This is a genomic window from Micromonospora sp. NPDC047793 (assembly GCF_040642635.1).
Taxonomy (GTDB): domain Bacteria; phylum Actinomycetota; class Actinomycetes; order Mycobacteriales; family Micromonosporaceae; genus Micromonospora.
On sequence record NZ_JBEYSG010000001.1, the window covers coordinates 534,445 to 555,779 of the forward strand.

19 protein-coding genes are annotated in these 21,335 nt (G+C 73.1%); 13 read left to right on the forward strand and 6 right to left on the reverse strand.

Annotated elements, in window-relative coordinates; genetic code table 11:
- The first annotated feature begins 165 nt into the window (after nt 1–165).
- The 7 genes from ABZ738_RS02485 to glmM all read left to right on the forward strand — a co-directional run bounded on the left by ABZ738_RS02485 (nt 166) and on the right by glmM (nt 5,558).
- Nucleotides 166–909 (forward strand): class I SAM-dependent methyltransferase, encoded by a 744-nt coding sequence (locus tag ABZ738_RS02485; protein ID WP_131053667.1) that lies wholly within the window; start codon nt 166–168, stop codon nt 907–909.
- A 29-nt stretch (nt 910–938) separates the two neighbouring features.
- Complete coding sequence (locus ABZ738_RS02490) at nt 939–1,196, forward strand: DUF6364 family protein (RefSeq protein WP_117226201.1); 258 nt, start codon at nt 939–941, stop codon at nt 1,194–1,196.
- On the forward strand, nt 1,186–1,479 hold the full coding sequence (locus tag ABZ738_RS02495) for a type II toxin-antitoxin system PemK/MazF family toxin (RefSeq protein WP_131053669.1): 294 nt from the start codon (nt 1,186–1,188) through the stop codon (nt 1,477–1,479). Before ABZ738_RS02490 ends, ABZ738_RS02495 begins: the two co-directional genes overlap by 11 nt.
- A gap of 101 nt (nt 1,480–1,580) precedes the next feature.
- Nucleotides 1,581–2,951 (forward strand): nitrate/nitrite transporter, encoded by a 1,371-nt coding sequence (locus ABZ738_RS02500; protein WP_357210451.1) that lies wholly within the window; start codon nt 1,581–1,583, stop codon nt 2,949–2,951.
- A gap of 207 nt (nt 2,952–3,158) precedes the next feature.
- Entirely contained in the window at nt 3,159–3,602 is a 444-nt protein-coding gene (gene rplM, locus ABZ738_RS02505; RefSeq protein ID WP_131053671.1) for a 50S ribosomal protein L13, read from the forward strand.
- A gap of 20 nt (nt 3,603–3,622) precedes the next feature.
- Complete coding sequence (gene rpsI, locus ABZ738_RS02510) at nt 3,623–4,087, forward strand: 30S ribosomal protein S9 (RefSeq protein ID WP_102658823.1); 465 nt, start codon at nt 3,623–3,625, stop codon at nt 4,085–4,087.
- A gap of 118 nt (nt 4,088–4,205) precedes the next feature.
- Nucleotides 4,206–5,558, forward strand: a complete 1,353-nt coding sequence (gene glmM / locus ABZ738_RS02515; RefSeq protein WP_131053672.1) for a phosphoglucosamine mutase — start codon at nt 4,206–4,208, stop codon at nt 5,556–5,558.
- A 98-nt stretch (nt 5,559–5,656) separates the two neighbouring features.
- Here the strand turns inward: glmM and ABZ738_RS02520 are convergent, their stop codons facing one another.
- The gene (locus tag ABZ738_RS02520; protein ID WP_357210457.1) at nt 5,657–6,850 is read right to left on the reverse strand and encodes a pyridoxal phosphate-dependent aminotransferase; all 1,194 of its coding nucleotides are present in this window, start codon (nt 6,848–6,850) and stop codon (nt 5,657–5,659) included.
- 155 nt (nt 6,851–7,005) lie between these two features.
- Here ABZ738_RS02520 and glmS point away from each other — a divergent pair, with 155 nt between their 5' ends.
- Nucleotides 7,006–8,919 carry a glutamine--fructose-6-phosphate transaminase (isomerizing) gene (gene glmS, locus ABZ738_RS02525; protein ID WP_131053674.1) on the forward strand — a complete coding sequence of 638 codons (1,914 nt, stop codon included), beginning with the start codon at nt 7,006–7,008 and terminating at the stop codon, nt 8,917–8,919.
- Between the two features lie 10 nt (nt 8,920–8,929).
- Here glmS and ABZ738_RS02530 read toward each other — a convergent pair whose 3' ends face one another.
- Nucleotides 8,930–10,543, reverse strand: a complete 1,614-nt coding sequence (locus tag ABZ738_RS02530) for an alpha/beta hydrolase (RefSeq protein WP_357210460.1) — start codon at nt 10,541–10,543, stop codon at nt 8,930–8,932.
- The gene (locus ABZ738_RS02535; protein ID WP_176095223.1) at nt 10,540–10,836 is read right to left on the reverse strand and encodes a type VII secretion target; all 297 of its coding nucleotides are present in this window, start codon (nt 10,834–10,836) and stop codon (nt 10,540–10,542) included. The genes ABZ738_RS02530 and ABZ738_RS02535 overlap by 4 nt, the downstream gene beginning before the upstream one ends.
- A gap of 219 nt (nt 10,837–11,055) precedes the next feature.
- On the opposite strand from ABZ738_RS02535, the gene ABZ738_RS02540 reads away from it, so the two are divergent.
- The 5 genes from ABZ738_RS02540 (at nt 11,056) to ung (ending at nt 16,078) form a co-directional block, all read left to right on the forward strand.
- The gene (locus ABZ738_RS02540; protein WP_357210463.1) at nt 11,056–12,525 is read left to right on the forward strand and encodes an NAD(P)H-hydrate dehydratase; all 1,470 of its coding nucleotides are present in this window, start codon (nt 11,056–11,058) and stop codon (nt 12,523–12,525) included.
- A gap of 82 nt (nt 12,526–12,607) precedes the next feature.
- Nucleotides 12,608–13,726, forward strand: a complete 1,119-nt coding sequence (gene alr / locus ABZ738_RS02545; protein ID WP_357210466.1) for an alanine racemase — start codon at nt 12,608–12,610, stop codon at nt 13,724–13,726.
- On the forward strand, nt 13,723–14,817 hold the full coding sequence (locus tag ABZ738_RS02550; protein WP_357210468.1) for an alpha/beta hydrolase: 1,095 nt from the start codon (nt 13,723–13,725) through the stop codon (nt 14,815–14,817). The genes alr and ABZ738_RS02550 overlap by 4 nt, the downstream gene beginning before the upstream one ends.
- Nucleotides 14,796–15,302 (forward strand): tRNA (adenosine(37)-N6)-threonylcarbamoyltransferase complex ATPase subunit type 1 TsaE, encoded by a 507-nt coding sequence (gene tsaE / locus ABZ738_RS02555; protein ID WP_131055872.1) that lies wholly within the window; start codon nt 14,796–14,798, stop codon nt 15,300–15,302. Before ABZ738_RS02550 ends, tsaE begins: the two co-directional genes overlap by 22 nt.
- Nucleotides 15,303–15,376: 74 nt before the next feature.
- Nucleotides 15,377–16,078, forward strand: a complete 702-nt coding sequence (gene ung, locus ABZ738_RS02560) for a uracil-DNA glycosylase (protein WP_357210472.1) — start codon at nt 15,377–15,379, stop codon at nt 16,076–16,078.
- A gap of 63 nt (nt 16,079–16,141) precedes the next feature.
- Here the strand turns inward: ung and ABZ738_RS02565 are convergent, their stop codons facing one another.
- The 3 genes from ABZ738_RS02565 to ABZ738_RS02575 all read right to left on the reverse strand — a co-directional run bounded on the left by ABZ738_RS02565 (nt 16,142) and on the right by ABZ738_RS02575 (nt 21,168).
- Entirely contained in the window at nt 16,142–19,378 is a 3,237-nt protein-coding gene (locus ABZ738_RS02565) for a S8 family serine peptidase (protein ID WP_357210474.1), read from the reverse strand.
- 115 nt (nt 19,379–19,493) lie between these two features.
- Nucleotides 19,494–20,651: a hypothetical protein gene (locus tag ABZ738_RS02570; protein ID WP_357210476.1), complete on the reverse strand. Its 1,158-nt coding sequence runs from the start codon at nt 20,649–20,651 to the stop codon at nt 19,494–19,496.
- Nucleotides 20,635–21,168 carry a SigE family RNA polymerase sigma factor gene (locus tag ABZ738_RS02575; protein ID WP_131057862.1) on the reverse strand — a complete coding sequence of 178 codons (534 nt, stop codon included), beginning with the start codon at nt 21,166–21,168 and terminating at the stop codon, nt 20,635–20,637. Before ABZ738_RS02575 ends, ABZ738_RS02570 begins: the two co-directional genes overlap by 17 nt.
- Nucleotides 21,169–21,335 lie beyond the last annotated feature (167 nt).

The window sequence follows — 21,335 nt, forward strand, 5'->3', positions numbered from 1 at the left end:
CGTGCCGTTGGGCGGTTTCCGGTCGGCGTCCCGTTTGTTTCGGCCCTGTCAAGAGCACCTCACACCGCACGTCGGCTGCGCGCGGGGTCGAGAGGTCTACAATATGGAACGAAAATCCTGTCATGTGGGAAGTGTGCGCGACGGCGACGGATCGGGGGGATCGACATGGATGTGGCCCAGGCGTTCGACGCGGTGGCCGGCAGCTACGACGCCGCGCGGCGGCGACTGGTGCCCTGTTTCGACGGGTTCTACGGCACGGCCGTCGAGGTCGTCGAGCCGGCGTTGCGTGCCGCCCGCGCCGCCGGGCGCACCCCCGAGGTGTTGGATCTGGGCGCCGGCACCGGTCTGCTGTCGTCCCTGGTCGCCGCCGCCGTGCCCGGAGTCCGGCTGACCCTCGTCGACGCCGCGCCGAAGATGCTGGCCGTCGCCGCCGACCAGCTCACCAGCCGTGGCGTGCCGCACCGGGTGGTGGTGGCCGACCTGACCGACCCGCTGCCCGACGGGCGCTACGACGCGGTGGTCAGCGCGCTCGCCGTCCACCACCTCGACGACGCCGGAAAGCGGGACCTCTACCGGCGGGCCGCCGAGGCGCTGGTGCCCGGAGGCGTCTTCGTCAACGCCGAACAGGTCGCCGGCCCCACCGCCGAGCTGGACCGGCGTTACCACGAGGTCTGGCTGGCCCAGATCACCGCGCGCGGCTCCGACGCCGACGAGATCGCCGCCGCCGCGCAGCGGATGGCGTACGACCGGCCGGCGTCCGTGGGGGAGCAGTGTCGTTGGCTGTCCGACGCGGGGCTGACCGACGTGGACTGCTTCTTCAAGGCGTGGCGGTTCGCGGTCTTCGGCGGCCGTGCCCCGGGTGCCAACGGCCCGTCCGGCGACAGCTCGCGGTACTCGACGGATGACTGATGGTCATACCAACGGGTAGTCTGACCGGCATGACAGCCAAGGTGACTCTGTCGTTCTCCGACGAGACGATCGCGGAGGCCAGGCGGTTCGCCAAGCGCGAAGGGCTCTCCCTGTCGGCCTGGATGGATCAGGCTGCCCGGGAGAAGGCCCTGCGTGAGGTCTTCGCGGCGCACGCCGCCGCGGTCGGGCGGGCCGGACTGGACCTGGAGTCGGCCTCGCTGGCCGACGCGCAGGAGGTGGGCATGGTCGACGACCTGCTCTTCGGCGGTCGCCCGCGTGCTGCGTAGGGGCGAGGTCTGGCGGATCGCCGGGGCTCGCGAGCGGCTCGGGCTCGTGATCAGCTCGGATGTCTACAACTCCACCGCGGTGCCCATCGTGATCGTCGCCGAGGTGGTCGAGGCGGCGCTGCTGCGCGACTCGCCCCTGGCGGTGCCGATGGGCGGCTGGGTGGTCATGCCGGACCGGATCTCGTCTCCGATGAAGAAGTGGTTCGCCGAGTGCGTGGACGTCGCCGACATCGAGACCATGCGCCGGATCGACCGGGCGCTGCGCATCCTCCAGCAGCTCTGACCGTTCCTCACCACCGGCGCGCGGCGCCGGTGCGCTCCCCGTTGCGCCGTCGACCCCGAGGGCGAACGCCACGGTAACGCTCGATTCCTAGCTTCGGCGCCATGACCACCACGAGCACGCGCCCCGAGGTTATCGAGGACCCGCAGGACCTGGACCGCAGGCCCGGTCGCTGGATCGGGCACTGGACGCCGGAGGATCCGGGATTCTGGCGTACCACCGGCAGTCGGATCGCCCGACGCAACCTCATCTGGTCGATCTTCGCGGAACACATCGGTTTCTCGGTGTGGCTGCTGTGGAGCATCGTCGTCGTCCGGCTCGGCGACGCCGGGTGGCAGTTGACCACCAGCCAGGCGCTCTGGCTGACCGCCGTACCGAGCGGGGTGGGGGCGCTGCTGCGGTTGCCGTACACCTTCGCCGTGCCGGTCTTCGGCGGACGGAACTGGACGGTCGTCTCCGCGCTGCTGCTGATCGTGCCCTGCGCCGGCCTGGCCTGGGCGGTCGAGCATCCGGAGATCGGGTTCCTGCCGTTGCTGCTGATCGCCGCGAGCGCCGGTCTCGGCGGCGGCAACTTCGCCTCCAGCATGGCGAACATCTCCTTCTTCTACCCCGAACGGGAGAAGGGCTGGGCGCTGGGCCTCAACGCGGCCGGCGGCAACATCGGGGTCGCGGTGGTGCAGTTCGTCGTGCCGCAGGTGATCGTGCTCGGCGGCGGGCTCGTGCTGGCCCGCGCCGGACTGATGTACGTCCCGCTCGCGGTGATCGCCGCCGTCTGCGCGTATCTCTTCATGGACAACCTGGTCGAGGCCAAGGCCGACGTGGGGCCGGTCTGGTCGTCGCTGCGGCACCGGGACACCTGGATCATGTCCCTGCTCTACATCGGCACCTTCGGCTCGTTCATCGGCTACTCGGCGGCCTTCCCGACGCTGCTCACCTCGGTGTTCGGCCGGCCGGACACCGCGTTGGCCTGGGCGTTCCTCGGCGCTGCGGTCGGCTCGTTCTGCCGGCCCTTCGGCGGTCGCCTGGCCGACGTCGTCGGCGGTGCCCGGGTCACGGTGGTCAGCTTCGTGCTGATGGCCGCCGGTGCGCTGGCCGCCCTCTGGTCGGTGGAGCGGCGCAGCATGGGTGTCTTCTTCGCGGCCTTCCTGCTGCTCTTCGTCGCCACCGGGGTGGGCAACGGCTCGACCTACCGGATGATCAGCAAGATCTTCCGGGTCAAGGGCGAGGACCTGGGCGGTACGCCGGAGGTGATGCTGGCGATGCGTCGGCAGGCCGCCGGTGCGCTGGGCATCATCTCCGCGGTCGGCGCCTTCGGCGGTTTCCTGGTGCCGATCTGTTACGCCTGGGCCCGGTCGACCTACGGCGGGATCCAGCCGGCCCTGCGCTTCTATGTCGGTTTCTTCCTGGTGTTGCTGGCGGTCACCTGGGTGGCGTACCTCCGGCCGGGGTCCCGGATGGCGCGGGCACGGGTCTGAGGGGGTATTGTCCCTCCATCCGGCGCGCCCGCCGGACCCCCGTTTTGACCGGCCGACGGGGCTACGGGTATCGTTGCCTGCTGTTGTACGACATCTGTGGGCGTGCCGCCTGAGGTACGCTTGGTCGTTCGTGCGCGCTGGTCCGACCGGGAAGCCCTGGTCACCTCGGCGCGCTACCCCAGACCGACGACGAGACAAGGTAGACCTGTGCGTACGTACAGCCCGAAGCCGGGTGAGATCGAGCGTCAGTGGCACGTCATCGACGCCTCTGATGTCGTGCTGGGCCGCTTGGCCACCCACGCCGCCACGCTGCTGCGGGGCAAGCACAAGCCGACTTTCGCGCCGCACGTCGACACGGGCGACTTCGTCGTCATCGTGAACGCGGGCAAGGTCGCGCTGACCGGCAACAAGCGGCAGCAGAAGATCGCCTACCGCCACTCCGGCTACCCGGGCGGCCTGAAGCAGGTCGGTTACGAGGAGCTGCTCGCCAAGCGCCCCGACCGGGCCATCGAGCTGGCTGTCAAGGGGATGCTCCCGCACAACAAGCTGGGCCGTCAGCTGATCAAGAAGCTGAAGGTCTACGCCGGTGCCGAGCACCCGCACGGCGCGCAGCAGCCGGCGCCGTTCGAGATCAAGCAGATCGCGCAGTGAGCGCGGGCGAAGGAAGCAGCATGACCGACATCACCGCCACCGAGGTCGCCCCCGAGGCCACCGAGGCGCCGGCGCCCGTCGCCCGCGCGCCTCGTGGTGACCGCCCGATCCAGACCGTGGGTCGGCGCAAGGAGGCCATCGTCCGAGTCCGGATCGTGCCGGGCACCGGCAAGATCACGTGCAACGGACGCGACCTGGAAGCCTACTTCCCGAGCAAGGTGCACCAGCAGCTGATCAAGGACCCGCTGGTCACCGCCGAGAAGCCCGAGGCCTTCGACGTGATCGCCAACCTGCGGGGCGGCGGCACCACCGGCCAGGCCGGCGCGCTGCGGCTGGCCATCGCGCGGGCGCTGATCGTCAACGAGCCCGACGACCGCCCGGCCCTCAAGAAGGCCGGCTTCCTGACCCGTGACGCGCGGGTCAAGGAGAGCAAGAAGTACGGCCTCAAGAAGGCCCGTAAGGCTCCCCAGTACTCGAAGCGCTGATCTCCAGCCGCACCTTGTACTTCTGACGGACGGCCGGTCCGCCTCCCCTCGACCCGGGGAGGTGGACCGGCCGTCCGCTTTTCACCTGTAACGGCAGTTTCATCGGAGGTTGGTGGGTATGGGCCGGTTGTTCGGCACGGACGGCGTACGCGGGCGGGCGAACGTCGACCTCACCCCGGAGTTGGCGCTCTCGGTGGCCGTCGCGGCCGCCCACACCCTCGCCGAGTCGGATCGCAGTCACGCTCCGATCGCCGTGGTCGGCCGGGACACCCGCGCCAGCGGCGAGATGCTGGAGGCGGCCGTGGTGGCCGGACTGACCAGCGCCGGAGCGACCGTGGTCCGGGTCGGCGTGCTGCCCACCCCGGCGGTGGCGTTCCTCACCGCCGAGGCCAAGGCGGATCTCGGGGTGATGCTCTCCGCCTCGCACAACCCGATGCCGGACAACGGGATCAAGCTCTTCGCGGCTGGTGGGCACAAGCTGCCCGACGAGATCGAGATGCGGATCGAGGCGGCCATCGAGGCCAACGCCACCACCGCCTGGACGCGGCCGGTCGGTGCGGGCGTGGGCCGCGTACACGACCTGCTCGACGGCGCCGACCACTACGTGCAGCACCTGGCGGGCACCGTGCCGCACCGGCTCGACGGGATCAAGGTCGTGGTGGACTGCGCCAACGGCGCCGCCGCCGAGGTCGCCCCGGCCGTGTACCGCGAGGCGGGCGCAGAGGTCGTCGCGATCTACGCCGAGCCGGACGGGCTCAACATCAACGACGGGTGCGGCTCGAACCACATCGCCGCCCTGCAACAGGCCGTGGTCGAGCACGGCGCACACCTCGGTATCGCGCACGACGGCGACGCCGACCGCTGCGTGGCGGTCACCGCCGACGGCGACGAGGTCGACGGCGACCAGGTGATGGCGATCCTGGCGCTGGCCATGCGGGAGGCCGGCACGCTGACCGGGGACACCCTGGTCGCCACCGTGATGAGCAACCTCGGCCTGCGCCTGGCCATGTCCGCCGAGGGCATCCGGCTGATCGAGACCAAGGTGGGCGACCGGTACGTGCTGGAGGAACTGCGCGCCTCCGGGCTGGCGCTCGGCGGTGAGCAGAGTGGACACATCGTCATGCCCGCGTACGCCACCACCGGCGACGGGGTGCTGACCGGGCTGCACCTGATGGCCCGGATGGCCGCCACCGGCCGGACCCTGGCGGACCTCGCGGCGGTGGTGACCAAGCTGCCGCAGGTGCTGATCAACGTGCCGGTGGGTGACCGCACCGTCGGTGCCGCCGCGCCCGCCGTCCGCGCCGAGGTGGAACGCGCCGAGGCCGAGCTGGGCGAGACGGGACGGGTGCTGCTGCGCCCCTCGGGCACCGAGCCGCTGGTGCGGGTGATGGTCGAGGCGGCCACCGAGGCGACCGCACGGAAGGTCGCCGAGCGGATCGCCGAACAGGTCCGCACGGCCAGCCCGGCCTGACCGACGCGACGGCCGGTACACACGGCAGGGCGGCCGTGGTGCCCCCTGCTCACCTGGTCGGCGGCGCGCCGTCGGGCCCGGACGCGGTGACCGCCGGGTCAGGCGTGCGCGCCTGCCCGGCGTAGCCGGGCCACCGCCTCGGTCAGCACCTCCGGGCGTTTGCAGAACGCGAACCGCACCAGCCGCCGGCCGGCCTCCGGGTCGTCGTAGAAGACCTGGGTGGGTACGGCCACCACGCCGCAGCGCTCCGGCAGCGTCCGGCAGAAGTCGACGCCGTCGGTGCCGCCGAGGGCGGTGATGTCGGCGGTGACGAAGTACGTCCCCTCCGGCGTGAGCACGTCGAAGCCGGCGTCGCCGAGCCCGCTGATCAACTGGTCGCGGCGGGCCTGCATGCCGTCCCGGAGGTCGGTGAAGTAGGCGTCGGGCAGGGCGAGGGCCACCGCGACCGCCGGTTGCAGTGGCGCCGCGTTGACGAAGGTGAGGAACTGCTTGACCCGCAGCACCGCCGAGACGAGTGCCGCCGGACCGCTGACCCAGCCCACCTTCCAGCCGGTGCAGGAGAACGTCTTGCCGGCCGACGAGACGCGGAGCGTGCGCTCGCGCATGCCGGGCAGCGTGGCCAGTGGGACGTGCCCGGTCGACGCGTCGGTGAAGACCAGGTGCTCGTACACCTCGTCGGTGACCGCGTACGCGCCGTGCTCCTGGCACAGCTCGGCGATCAGCGACAACTCGGCCGGGGTGAAGACCTTGCCGGTCGGGTTGTGCGGGGAGTTCAGCAGCACCAGTCGGGTCCGCGGCCCGAACGCGGCCCGCAGGTCCGCCGGGTCGAAGGCGTACCGCCCGTCGTCGCCGGGCCGCAGCGTGACCGGTCGCCGGACGGCTCCGGCCAGCGTGACCGAGGCGGCGTACGAGTCGTAGTAGGGCTCGAAGCAGACCACCTCGTCGCCCGGCTCGCAGAGACCGAGGATCGCGGCGGCGATCGCCTCGGTGGCGCCCGCCGTGATCACGATCTCGCCGTCCGGGTCGTACTCCAGGCCCCAGAACCGGCGCTGGTGTGCCGCCACGGCGGCGCGCAGCTCCGGTACGCCGGGGCCGGGTGGGTACTGGTTGCGGCCGGCCCGCAGCGCCTCGGCGGCGGCGGCGAGCATCTCGGGCGGGCCGTCGGTGTCCGGGAAACCCTGTCCGAGGTTGACCGCGCCGGTACGCACGGCCAGAGCGGACATCTCGGCGAAAACCGTCGTCCCGAACGGGCGCATCCGGCTCACCAGGGGGTCGACATCGGTGCTCGTCACACGGTCAGGGTACGGCTGGGCCCGGTCGTCCTGCCCGCCCCCGCTTGCGTGCGAGGTGACACCGATCACCGTGTAGCGCTAATCGCTCAAATTCAGTGATTGTTTACCCGGCTTTCGCGCAGACATCGTGAGCGGATCTGGTTAGGCTGCCTCCCATGTGTGGAATCGTGGGGTACGCCGGCAGTCGGCCGGCGCTCGGTATCGTGCTCGACGGCCTGCGGCGGCTGGAGTACCGCGGCTACGACTCGGCGGGTGTCGCCGTGGTCTGCGACGGGCAGCTGCTGACCGAGAAGAAGGCCGGCAAGCTGGCCAACCTGGAGAAGGTGCTCTCCGAGCGTGCCGCCGAGGACCCGGCCGGCTGCGGAGCCAGCCCGATCGGCATCGGCGACGGCACCACCGGCATCGGGCACACCCGGTGGGCCACCCACGGCGGCCCCACGGACCGCAACGCGCACCCGCACCTGTCACCCGACGGCGGGGTCGCGGTGATCCACAACGGCATCATCGAGAACTTCGCCAAGCTCCGCACCGAGCTGGAGGACGACGGCGTCCAGTTCGTCAGTGACACCGACACCGAGTGCGCCGCGCACCTGCTCGCCAAGGCCCTGGCCGAGCTGCGGGCCGCCGGCCACCCGGACGGGCCGCAGTTGCTCGCCGCCGCCATGCGGGTGGTCTGCCAGCGGCTGGAGGGTGCCTTCACGCTGCTCGCGGTGGACGCCGGGGTGCCCGGAGCCGTCGTCGGCGCGCGTCGCAACTCGCCCCTGGTGGTGGGGCGCGGCAACGGGGAGAACTACCTCGCCAGCGACGTCGCCGCGTTCATCGAGTACACCCGCGAGGCGGTCGAGCTGGGCCAGGACCAGATCGTCCTGATCACCGCCGACACCATCGAGATCACCGACTTCGCCGGTCAGCCCGCCAGCGGCAAGGACTTCCACATCGACTGGGACTCCTCGGCCGCCGAGAAGGGCGGCTACGACTGGTTCATGCTCAAGGAGATCGAGGAGCAGCCCCAGGCCGTCGCCGACACGCTGCTGGGCCGGCTGACCGAGAGCGGCGAGATCATGCTCGACGAGGTCCGCCTCAGCGACCAGGACCTGCGCGACGTCGACAAGATCTTCATCGTCGCCTGCGGCACCGCGTACCACTCCGGCATGGTCGCCAAGTACGCCATCGAGCACTGGACCCGGATCCCCTGCGAGGTGGAACTGGCCAGCGAGTTCCGGTACCGCGACCCGGTGCTGGACCGCTCCACCCTGATCGTGGTGATCTCGCAGTCCGGCGAGACCATGGACACCCTGATGGCGCTGCGGCACGCCAAGGAGCAGAAGGCCCGGGTGCTGGCCATCTGCAACACCAACGGTTCCACCATCCCGCGGGAGTCCGACGCGGTGCTCTACACCCACGGCGGTCCGGAGATCGCCGTCGCCTCGACCAAGGCGTTCCTCACCCAGTTGGTCGCCTGTTATCTGATCGGGCTGCACCTGGCCCAGGTGCGGGGGATCAAGTTCGCCGACGAGGTGGCGGCCGTGGTCGATCAGCTCCACCAGGTGCCGGACAAGCTGCGGGAACTGCTCGGTCGGATCGAGCCGGTCCGGGAGCTGGCCCGGGAGCTGAAGTCCGCGCCGACGGTGCTGTTCATCGGCCGGCACGTCGGCTACCCGGTGGCGCTGGAGGGTGCGCTCAAGCTCAAGGAGCTGGCGTACATGCACGCCGAGGGCTTCGCGGCGGGTGAACTCAAGCACGGCCCGATCGCGCTGATCGACCAGGGCACCCCGGTGATCTGCGTGGTGCCGTCCCCGGTCGGTCGCGGCCTGCTGCACGACAAGATCGTCTCCAACATCCAGGAGGTACGCGCCCGGGGCGCCCGCACCATCGTGATCGCCGAGGAGGGCGACGAGGCGGTCGTCCGCTACGCCGACCATCTGATCTACGTGCCGCGTACCCCGACGCTGCTCGCCCCGCTGGTGACCACCGTGCCGTTGCAGGTGCTCGCGGCCGAGATCGCCGCCGCCCGGGGGCACGACGTCGACCAGCCGCGCAACCTGGCCAAGTCGGTCACCGTGGAGTAGCACGGGGCGCTCACCGGCCGAGCACCACTCGCGCCATGCCGTCCAACGCGGGGTTGGCCGGATCCCAGTAGCCGGTGTGACCGTACCGGCCACTGGGGAACGTCCGACCTCCGAAACCCGGCTCGGCCGGGTCGCGCCCGAACCAGCGTTCGTCGTCCGACCCGGCCAGCCAGTCCAGGACCGTGCCGACCGGCGAGGCGCCGAGCACCGCCTGCCGGGCCAGCTCGTCCGGTGGGCGGGTCAGCCGGATCACGTCGTCCGGAGCGGTGCTGGCCCACACCTGCTCGGGCGGGACGCCCAGCTCGGAGGCGTGTCCCACACCGACGCCGGGCGAGCCGACGAAGACCAGCGCGTCCGCGGCGAGCCCATGGTCCCGGGCGGCGGTCCCGACCACCAGCGACCCGTAGCTGTGCCCGAGCACCGTCTGCCGGGCCGGTGGTCCGTCGTGGGTGGCCCGCAGTCCCTCCTGGAACCGGTGCAGCGCCTCGCCCGCGTCCCGGGCCTGCCCGTCCCGGGCCGCCTCGTGCAGGAAGTCCGGGGCGTCGTAGTCCAGCCAGAGCACCGCCGAGGTCTCCTGGCCCGGTGCCAGGTCGGCGCAGCGGGACAGCACCCGGGCCGCCCGGCCCAGCTCGCCGGTGGCGTCGTCCAGCCCGGCGGTCATCCCCGGCACGTACGTCACCACGCCGGTGGCGCGGTCCGGGTCGCCCAGCGCCACCACCGTGCGTCCTTCGCCGCCCACGTCCAACCCGAGCAGGTACGCCCGGGGTGACCCCGTCGCGTCGAGCCGGGTGGCGAGCGCGTCCAGCCCGGTCAGTGCGGCGTCCACCGCGCGCAGCCCGGCCACCTCCGCCGGACCGCGCGGCACCCGGGCCAGCAGCCGTTCCCACCGCGCCCGGAGTTCCTCCCGCCGGATGCCCAGCAGCGAGCGGTTGGCCTGGTCCCGGTCGGCGGCCGGCACCCCGTCGAGGCGACCGACCAGCTCCGGCTCGTGCAGCACCAACCAGCGACGCTGTGCCGTGCTGAGCCCGGTCCACCACTGGCGTACCCGGGCGGGGTCGGTGTGCGGGGCGGGTCGGCCCGGCGGAGGCGGGACCACCCAACCGGCGGCGGCGTCCCGCGACAACTGCCCGAGGCGTCCGGCGGCCTCTCGGTCGGCCGCCCCGGCCAGGTCGAGTGCGTCCCGCAGGCCGGTGGCCACCGGGGTCACCGTGGCGGCGGCCCGCTCCGGCGGCACCCGCGCCGGGTCGGGGCGCACCCGCCCCGACCGGTCGATCAGCACACCGGTGGCGGCGGCCAGCGCCACGGCCGAGGAGAGCCGGGCGCGGGCCGCCGCGAGGCGGGCGGAGAACCCGGCGAGCACCTGGTCGACCTCGACGGCGGCCGGGACGAGCGCGGTCAGCTCGGTCCGCAGCCCGGTCAGGCGGGCCCCGGCCGATCCGGCGGCCCGCCCGGACCAGCCGGTGCGCAGTGCCGCCGCACCGTCGGCGAGTTCGTCGGCCCGCCGCCCGGCGAGCCCGGCCAGGCCGGCCCACGCGGTGCCGGTGCTCCGCCAGCCGGCCGGGTCGGCCGTGGAGAGCTGGACGTACCCGACGGCGGTCGGCCGGGTCGGCGTCGCGCCGGTCACCGGGTCACCGCGGAGAAACGGGTGGCGGCCCGACCGTCCACCGACTCGTACGCCCCGGCGGCGGCGCGGACCGCGTCCCCGGTCTCCGCCACCTCCGCGCCGAGCCGCCCGCACCAGGTGCGTACCGACGTCTCCAGTGCGGCCAGCGCTCCCGCCGCCGACCACTGGCGGTCCGGTGCCGCCAACCCCGGTACGCCCGCCGGCCCGTGGGCCAACCGGTAGGCGGTGTCGCCCAGCGTCCGCCCCACCCGGTGCAGCGTCTCCGGCCGCACGGTCAACTCCTCCTGCGCCATCGGCCCCTCCCGTCCTCGACTCCCGCCCGGCGCAGACGCTAGGCGGGGCCGGGCGCCGGAGGCGGCCCCTGTGGACGACGGCCGGGTACGCCCGCCGCCGTCGTCCACAGGGGCCGTCGGGTATGTGGACAAGGGCTATCCTGCGGCCCGCCCGCCGGTAGGGTGGCCGCGTGATCGTCGGCACCGATCGCGTGCGGGACGCGGGAGACGGGGTGTGACATGCGGCCGGTCTGGCGGGTGGCGGAGGTCCGGGCGGCCGAGAGCGCACTGATGGCCGCGCTGCCTCCCGGCACGCTGATGCAGCGCGCCGCCGCCGGGCTGGCCCGCCGCTGCGCGTTGCTGCTCGCCGACCGGGGCGGGGTGTACGCGGCACCGGTGCTGCTGCTCGTCGGCTCCGGCGACAACGGCGGCGACGCCCTGTACGCGGGCGCCCGGCTGGCCCGGCGGGGTGCGGCCGTGTCGGCGCTGCTGCTCGCGCCGGACCGGGTGCACGCGGCGGGGCTGGCGGCGTTGCGGGCCGCCGGTGGTCGGGTCGTGGCGCGCCCGCCGGCAACGGTCGACCTGGTGCTCGACGGGATCGTGGGCATCGGCGGGCGCGGCGGGCTGCGGGAGACCGCCGAGCAGTTGGCGGCGAGCCTGTCGCGGCAGCACGGGCGCGACGGTGGTCGCGCGACTGTGGTGGCGGTGGACGTGCCCAGCGGCGTCGAGGTGGACACCGGGGCGGTGCCGTTGACCTCGTCCGGTCGCCCCGAGGCGGTGCGGGCCGACGTGACGGTGACCTTCGGCGCCTGGAAGCCGGCTCTGGCGGTCGGCCCCGCCGCCGCGCTCGCCGGGCAGGTGGAGCTGGTCGACATCGGGCTGGGGCCGTGGCTGCGGGGTAGCCCGGCGCTGCACGTCGTGGAGGAGCCCGACGTGGTCGACTGGTGGCCCCGGCTCGGCGCGGCCTCGGAGAAGTACACCCGGGGCGTGGTCGGGGTGGCCACCGGGTCGGCGACGTATCCGGGTGCGGGGGTGCTCTCGGTCGGCGGCGCGCTCGCCGGGCCGACCGGCCTGGTCCGCTACGCGGGGGGTGCCCGCGAGGAGGTGGTGCGCCGCTACCCGTCGGTGATCGCCACCGATCGGGTGGTCGACGCGGGTCGGGTGCAGGCGTGGGTGTGCGGATCGGGCCTGGGCACGGACGACCGGGCCGCCGCCGAGCTGCGGACGGTGCTCGCCGCGCCGGTGCCGGTGGTGCTGGACGCCGACGCGCTGACGCTGCTGGTCGACGGTCGGCTCGCCGACCGGCTCCGGCAGCGCGACGCGCCCATCGTGATCACTCCGCACGACCGGGAGTTCACCCGGCTCTGCGGCGAGGAGCCCGGCGCGGACCGGGTCGCCGCGACGCTGCGGCTGGCCGCCTGGACGAACGCCGTGGTGCTGCTCAAGGGGAACCGCACGGTGATCGGCACGCCGGACGGCCGGGCGTACGTCAATCCGACCGGCACCCCGGCCCTGGCCACCGGCGGCACCGGGGACGTCCTGGCCGGGCTGCTCGGTGCGCTGCTCGCGTCCGGCCTGCCGGCGGAGCGGGCCGCCGCGGCGGCGGCGTACCTGCACGGGTTGGCCGGTCGGGAGGCGGCGCGGGGCGGTCCGGTGGCCGCCGCCGACGTGGCCGACGCGCTGCGGCCGGTGCTGGCCCGGATCACCTGACCCGTCGTCGGGGACTCGCCCGACACCCCGTGCTCGGCCGGGGGCGACCCCGGGTGATCAGCGCGGAAGTAGGGTGGGGGGCATGTGGCAGGCCGAGGTACGCGTCGACCTCGACGCGATCCGGGAGAACGTGGACCGGTTGCGCACCGGCACCGGCGCCGAGTTGATGGCGGTGGTGAAGGGTGACGGCTACGGCCACGGCATGGTCCCGGCCGCCCGCGCCGCGTTGGAGGCGGGCGCGGACTGGCTCGGGGTCTGCACCCTGGACGAGGCGTTGGCCCTGCGGGCGGCGGGCATCGACGCCCCGGTGCTGGCCTGGCTGCTGGCGCCCGGGCTGCCGCTGCACACCGGCGTCGCGGCCGGCGTCGACCTGGGGGTGGCGAGCCTTCCGCAGCTCGACGAGATGGTCGGGGCGAGCCGACGCGCGGAACGTCCGGCCCGGCTGCACCTCAAGATCGACACTGGGTTGGCCCGGGGCGGCGCGACCGTCGCCGACTGGCCGGCGCTGCTCGACGCCGCCGCCAAGGCCCAGGCCGACGGGCTGGTCGAGGTGGTCGGGGTGTGGAGCCACTTCGTCTACGCGGACCTGCCCGGACACCCCACCACGGACCGGCAGTTGGCGGTCTTCCACGAGGGGCTGGCCATGGTCGAGCGGGCCGGACTGCGCCCGCGCTACCGGCACCTGGCCAACTCGGCGGCCACGCTGACCCGACCCGACACCCACTTCGACCTGGTCCGCCCCGGGCTGGCCGTGTACGGCCTCTCGCCGGTGGCCGGACAGACGTACGGGCTGCGGCCGGCGATGACCGCGCGGGCCCGGGTGATGCTGACCAAACGGGTACCGGCCGGCGCCGGTGTCTCCTACGGGCACACCTACCTCACCGAGCGCGACGCGACGCTGGCCGTGGTGCCGCTGGGCTACGCCGACGGGGTGCCCCGGCAGGCCTCCGGCACCGGCCCGGTGCAACTCGGCGGCCGGCGGCGGACCGTCGCCGGTCGGGTCTGCATGGACCAGTTCGTGCTGGACTGCGGCGACGATCCGGTGGACGCCGGTGACGTGGTCACCCTCTTCGGCGACGGCGCGGACGGTGCGCCCACCGCCGACGACTGGGCCGAGGCGGTCGGCACCATCAACTACGAGATCGTCACCCGCTTCGGCAGCACCCGGGTGCCCCGTGTCTACGACGGCGGGTCGGCGTGAGGGTCCCCCGACCGCGTACCGCCGCCGGCCGGGCCGCCGGGCTGGTCGGTGCGGCACTCGGCGTGGCCGCCGCCGGGCTCGCCGCCGGTGTCGCCACGGAACGGGCCCTGGTCCGCCGGCTCAAGGCCGACCCGGCCGATCCGTACGTCGACGAGGTCTTCGGCGAGCAGCACTACGACGCGGCGCACCGGTTGGAGCTGCCCGACGGCACCGACGTGCACGTCGAGGTGGTCGAGCCGATCCGTCCGGTCGCGGGCAACCCGACGGTCGTGCTGGTGCACGGTTTCTGCCTGGACATGGGCACCTTCCACTTCCAGCGCAAGATGCTGGCCGGGCGGGGCGAGCACCGGATCGTGGCGTACGACCAGCCCGGTCACGGCCGTTCGGGGCGGTTGGAGGGCGGCGAGTACGACCTCGTCGCGCTCGGCCACACGCTGCGCCGGGTGATCGACGAGGTGGCACCGGACGGGCCGCTGGTCCTGATCGGGCACTCGATGGGCGGCATGACCATCATGTCGCTGGCCGAGCTGTACCCGGAGATGTTCGACGACCGGGTGGTGGGCACGGTGCTGATGGCCACCTCCGGCGGTCTGCTGGCGGAGACGAAGCTGGTCGCGCCCGCTCTGCTCGGGCGCGTCGGCGCGCCGGTGCTCTACACGGCCGGCTACGTCACCCGCTACGGCGGAACGGTGATCGACCGGGCCCGCAAGTCCACCAGCAACGTGGCCTGGCTGCTCACCCGCAGGTACGGCTTCGGCACCGGTAAGCCGAGCCCGTCGCTGGTGTCGTACGTGGAGGAGATGAACTCGCGTACCTCGGCCGACACGGTGACCCGCTATCTGCGTACGCTGGCGACGCACTCGCGGTTCCCGGCGCTGGCCGCGTTGGAGGACACGCCGGTGTTGGTGATCGTCGGAGACAAGGACATGATCACGCCGGTGACGCATTCCGAGGAGATCGTCCGGCGGCTGCCGCACGCCGAGTTCGTCAAGATCCACGACAGTGGGCACGTGGTGATGCTGGAGCACGCCGACGAGGTCAACATCGCGGTCAGCCGCTTCCTCGACTCGTGCGAGCGGGACCGCCCGTGACCCGTTTCGAGCTGCCGACCGTCGCGGACACGCACGCCTTCGGGCGGCGCCTCGCGCGGCTGCTGCGCGCCGGTGACCTGGTGCTCCTGACCGGGCCGCTAGGTGCCGGCAAGACCGCGTTGACCCAGGGGATCGGTGCCGGGCTGGGCGTGCTCGGCGACATCACCTCGCCGACCTTCGTGATCGCCCGGGTGCACCGGCCGGACCCGGCGACCGGACGCGGGGTGGCGTTGGTGCACGCCGACGCCTACCGCCTGGGAGCCGCGAGCGACCCCCGGGCCGAGATCGACGACCTGGACCTGGACGCCTCGGTGGAGGACTCGGTCACCGTGGTCGAGTGGGGCGAGGGGCTGGTCGAGCAGCTGGTCGACGCACACCTGCGGATCCAGATCGACCGGCGTGACGACGACACCCGGGTCGTCGGGCTGGAGCCGGTCGGTGGCGACTGGGCGGCCCGGCTGGCCGAGTTGACCGTCCCGCGCTGACGGCCCTGCGCCGAACGCTGTCGTACCCACTGCCTACAGTGCCCGGAAACGTTCCGACCGGTGAAAGGCCGCCGATGCCCGACGACACCCCCGCCCTCGACCTGCCGGCCCTGCTTCCCGAGGCGTGGCGCGAGGTGCTCGCCCCGCACCTCGACCCGGCCCGCACGGCCGCGTTGGCCGACTTCGTCGCCGGGGAGTACGCGACCCAGACGGTCTTCCCGCCGGTCGAGGACCTCTTCTCCGCCTACCGACTCTGCGCGCCGTCGGCCTGCCGGGTGCTGATCCTCGGGCAGGACCCCTATCACCGGGTCGGCCAGGCGCACGGGTTGAGTTTCAGCGTGCGCGAGGAGGTCTCGGTGCCGCCGTCGTTGCGCAACGTCTTCAAGGAGTTGGGCGAGGACCTGGGCGTGCCCAAGCCGCGCAGCGGCAACCTGGACGGCTGGGCGGCACAGGGGGTGCTGCTGCTCAACTCGGTGTTGACGGTGCGGCAGGGCACTCCCGGCTCGCACGCCAACCGGGGGTGGGAGGAGTTCACCGACGCCACCATCCGGGCGCTGGACGCCCAGGAGTCGCGCGTGGTGTTCCTGCTCTGGGGTGGCTACGCGCGCAAGAAGGCGGCGCTGGTCACCAATCCGCAGCACGTGGTGCTGGAGGCGGGCCACCCCAGCCCGATGAACCCGCGTGGCTTCCTCGGCAGCCGGCCGTTCAGCGCGGCCAACAAGGCCCTCGCCGACGCCGGCCTGCCCACCGTCGACTGGGAGCGCACCGCCGGTTGAGCCGTTGGTGCGCTGAGGTGCCCCTTCACATCCCCGTGCGGCGACGTGAAGGGGCACCTCGGATCAGCCGATCCGGTACGCGCGAACCACCGTCTCGGTCAGGCTGGTGGCGCTACCTCTGGCCGTGACCTGCACGGACACGTACCCGGGGGCGGCCGGGTGGCGGACCGTACCGAGGAAGGTGCCGGCGCCGGTGCGGGTGACCGGGGTCGACTTCCAGGTGGCGCCGTCGTCGTAGGAGACCCGCAGGCCGACCGACGTGGCGTCGGCGCTGCTGATCGGGATGGTGAAGGACCGGCCGGCGGGTGCCGTGCCGGTGGCGTCCAGGGTCGGCGCCATGCGGACCGCCATGAGGCGCGACGCGGTCACCGGCCGGGTGAACGTCCAGTCGGCGGTGACCCGGGTGGACAGGCCGAACGAGGCCGCCCGGGTGGACTCGACGTGGAGCCGGTAACTGCCCGGTACGGGCGGCACGGTGAATCGGGCGTGACCGGGCAGGTCCGAGGTGGCCACCTCGGTGCCGTTGCGGTAGAGGGTGGTCGTACCGGAGAGGGTTTCCTGCTCGACGTGGCCGGGGTGGCCGGCGCTGTCGCAGTAGGGGGCGACCCGCACGACCAGTTGGTCGCCGGACCACCCGCCACCGGCGGTCGGGCAGGGCGCGACGATCGGGGCGTTCCAGGTGGAGGTGTAGGTCCGCCCGGGCCGGTAGGCGATCGCCGGTCCGGCCGTGGTGACGGTGTAGTAGTCGACGGCCTCGTCCGAGTACTGGAACACCCGCGAGGCCCACCTGATGCCGCCGTCGGTGTTGAAGTGGCGGGTCTGCGCCAGCGGCGTGGAGGCGTACGCCGGGGTCAGCGGATAGCCCGGCACGATCGGCGCCGACTGCATCGCGGCCGGGCCCTCCGGGGCCTGGGCGCGGGCGGAGGTCCGGTCCACGGCGAGTTCTCCGGCCGTGACGGACCTGGTGAAGCCGGTGGGCAGCGCGCCGGGCCGGTGCCAGGCGAGCTGGTACGCGTACCGGCTGGGGTCCGATCCGTCGGCGAACGCCGTGCCGATCACCGAGACGAACTCGTCCCGGCTGCCGGTCCCGCCGATCTGGGCCGTCCGCATCCGGGTCGACGCGTTGCTGCTGCCGCCGACGGTCACCCAGGAGTTGCCGGAGCGGACGCCCACCTGGACGGTGCTGTCGGAGCGGACCGCGTCGGCTGCCGGCACGCTGACCTGGACCGGACGCCCGACCCGTTCGTCGAGCGTGAGGTCGGTGTCGGCCCGCACGGCCAGGTTCGTGTGCGCCAGATAGGTCAGCTCCGGCAGGTGGGAGAACATCTGCGACACGACCGCGTAGCGCCCCTCGGGCACCCGGATGGTGATCTCACTGCCCTGCTCGTCGTCGTAGTGGTGGAGCGAGTCGTACGTGTACGGGATGTCCAGGCCCACGACGGTGGTGTAGAAGTCCCGGGTCTCCTGACCGTCCGCGCCGAGATGCCGCAGCGTCAGGGAGTGGGTGGCGGCCTCCCGGACCAACCCGACCGGCGTGGTCAGCCGCTTGCCGTCGCCGGTGCCGGCGGTCAGCCGCCCGGAGTACGGCCCGGCCGGTGCCGTCGTCGAGGCGGTGGCCGTGACGGTGGCCTGGGCACTGCCGCCGGGCGGCACGGTCAGCGTCGACGGGTTCACCCGGAACATCCCGGAGGTGGGCGCCGTCTGCGGCCCGTCCACGGTCAGGCTCAGTCGTAGGGTCTGCGGCGTGGTGCCGGTGTTGCGGTAGGTGACCGTCCCGCTGGTCGGCGCGGCGCCGGTGTGCGGGAACGTGTGGGTGCCGAGGCTCAGGCTGGGCGGGTCGGCGAGGACCGTACCGGCGAGCGCGCCGGCCACGTCGACGCGCCCGGCGCCCTGAGCGAACACGCTGACGCCCGACGCCGGTCGGGCCGTACCCATCAGCGCGGCTTTGATCATGTCTCCGGTCCAGTCCGGGTGCTTCTGCTTGAGCAGGACGGCACTGCCGGCCGCGTGCGGCGCCGCGAAGGAGGTGCCCCACAGGCCGTCGGTGTAGGGGCCGGTGCCGTACGCGTCGGTGCTGCGGGCAGCGGTGACGTCGACGCCGGGCGCGGTGAGGTCGGGCTTGACGGCGTCGTCGCCGAGACGTGGGCCCCGGTTGGAAAAGGACGCCAGCCGGTCGTCGTGGTCGACCGCGCCGACGGCCAGCGCGGCATCGGCGGTTGCCGGTGACCCGACGTCGTAGTCCTGGGCGGCGTTCGGGTTGTTGCCGTTGTCGCCGCTGTTGCCGGACGCGACCACGAAGAGCGTGCCGTGCTGCTCGCTCAGGCGGCGCAGGGCGATCTCCAGGGGGTCGTCGCCGGGGGTGTCCGGGAAGCCGAGACTCATGTTGACGACTGCGGCGCGCTTCGGGCCGGCCGCCCACTCCATCGCGGCGATCACCGCCGACTCGGTCGAGTCCCAGTCACCGGTCTTGGCGTCGATGATCGTCGCCTCGGGGGCGACGCCCCGGTACCGGCCGGCCGAGGCGGCCCCACTGCCGGCGGCGACGGCGGCGACGGCCGTGCCGTGTCCCATCAGGTCGCGGACGTCGTCGCTGGTGGGTACGCCGCCCTCGGAGACCGGCGAGAAGTCGACCTGGGCGGCTACCCGGCCGACCAGGTCGGGGTGGGTGGCGTCGATCCCGCTGTCGATCACCGCGACGGTGACACCCCGGCCGGTCAGGCCGGCCTGCCAGGCGCTCGGGGCGCCGATCTGCTGGATACCCTCGGCGCCGCTGAAACGCCCGACGGCGTCCAGCCAGACCTTGCCCTTCGCGCCCTTGCGGGTCAGCCCCGACCAGAGCCGGTCGAGGCCCTGCTTGCGGGTGTGCATCGCGGTGGCCGGGAAGCTGGTCATCCGGTGCACGATCGTGCCGTCGACGCCACTGTCGGTGGAGGCGATGATCGGCAGGTCGGCACGTCGGTCGTCGTCGTACCCGTCGGCGAGCAGCCCGGTCACGTCGAACAGCCGTGGGTCGAGTCGGTCCGCCCGCAACAGCGGCAGCGCGTCGGCCGGCACCACCCGTACCCGGCCGGCGATCGTGCTGGTCAGCATCGGAATCTCCGACCGTCCCGGGCCCGGGACGACGCTGACGCCGCCGTCGGTGGTCACGGTGACCCGGTCACCGGTGATCAGCGTCGCGGTCCGACCGCCGCCGGAGGGCGCAGCCGCCCCGGCCGCGTCGGCCGCTGCCGGGGACGCCGGAACGAGACCGGCCGCGAGCAGCAGGGCCACGGCGGCCGGTAGGAATCTTCTGGGGCGCATGGACTCGTGTTCCTCCATTGTGGACAAATGAGGGACGGTGGCAGGCGACGGCGCCGTGCCCCCGGGGGCGGGGACACGGCGCCGGACGAGCGGGATCGTCGGTGTCGGCCAGGGGCTACCGCGCCTGGGGCACCGGGGTCCAGGTGAGTTCGTCGTTCACGTCGGCCACCTCGACCGACTCCGCGATCCTGGTCAGTTCCGCGACGGAGAGCCCGCCGGTGCCGAGCACCTGCACCTGCACCGCGCCGTCCGTGGTCCAGCGGTTGCAGAACGCGTCCCCCGACGCCTGGTAGCACTTCGTCTTGCCGGCCTTCGCCCGCTGGTTGGACGAGGAGGCGGGCATGACGTAGATGCTGACACTGCCCGGGATGGTGGCGCTCTCGTTGTCACCGTACGGCGCGGTCAGGCCGGTGGTCGCCGGGGCCGGGTCGGCGTAGGTCACGCCACCGTAGTTGCCCGCGCGGGCCTGCGCGATGCCGACCAGGCCGGGCAGGGCGTGCGAGCCGGCCTCCACCGCAGTGTGGCCGGCGGGCAGGTAGCCGACCCGGAACGGCAGCGTGGCGGGCACCGCCGGGCTCGGCTTCAGGGCGGTGACCAGCGCCGACAGGTCCGCGATGGAGGGGTCGGGGGTGCTGGTGTAGGCGGTCACCACGGCCCACGCGTCGTCGGCGTACTCCCAGGCCAACTGCCGGCCGGCCGGCTCGACGGTCGACTCGACGGCCTGGCGGCCGGCGATCGTCGACGAGGTGCCGCCGACGATCCCCGCCGGGTCGAACGCGCCCGGCCGGTAGAGCGTCAGGTAGGCGTACAGCGGTCGCTGGGTCGCGTCGGTGCCGGCAGCCGGGGGGCGCTTCCCATTCCGACGGACGGGCGTCTCGGAATCCTCGACCGGCCGGTCGTGGGTGACTCTGCCGTCCATGTAGACCGAGGCGATCTGATAGGCGGGGGAGACCACCACGGGGTCCTGCACGCGCAGCGGACCGGCGTCGAACGCGCGGAACGTGAAGCTGAACGGCGGCGCGTCCGACCAGGTGGCCTCCGCGCCCGGGGCGGCCCCGGCGACGATCGTGGTCGGCTGCTCCGGCGCACCCGGCGTCAGCGCGAACGTGCCGGCGACCACGGCCGCGACCAGGCCGGCGGCACCTGCGGAGGCGAATCCCGCCCGACGGCGACGTTCGGCCTTGCGGCCGGCCGTGACGATCTGGTCGACGGAACGCGACATGGGCGGCTCGTCCACGGTCACCGCCGCCACGATCTCATGCAATTGCGACATGCCATTCCTTGTCCTCGATGTTGTTGAGCCGGTCGGCTCCGAGTAGTTCGCGGAGCTTGGCGAGACCGCGCGACGTCTGGCTCTTCGCCGTGCCGACGGTGCAACCCAGGACCTGGGCCGTCTCCTCCAGGCTGAGTCCGAGGTAGTGACGCAGCACCACGGCGGCCCGTTGGCCGGTGGGTACGGCGTTCAGCGCCGTGCGCAGCCGTAGCCGCTCGTCGGTTGCGCCGTTCGGGTCGTCCACCGCAACGTCCGGAATGCCGTAGCCGGCCGACCGCTCCCGCCCCTGACGCCAGGGCCTGCGCGTCTCGTCGACGGCGGCCCGGTAGACCATGGTCTTGGCGTACAGGTCCGGGCGCTCCACCTTGCGCCAGCGCGGGTACAGCTTGATCAGTGTGTTGGCCACCGCGTCATCCGCCGCGTGCCAGTCCCCGCAGGTCACATAGGCCAGCTTGCGCAGTGACGCCATCTCGGACGTCACGAACTCCCGGAACGCTTGCTCGTCTGCGGCCTTCAAATCGACATTCCTCCTCTGTCCGGAGGTGGGACGGTGGTGGCGGGAGCAGAAGTTGCTCGGCGAACGGAAGTACTTGCCCGATCACTGTCGGTGGCGGCGGTGGCTGCCGGTGCGGGTGCTTCGATCGGGGGCGGGCGGGGCGCCACGAGGCGGTCGGCGGTGCGGCT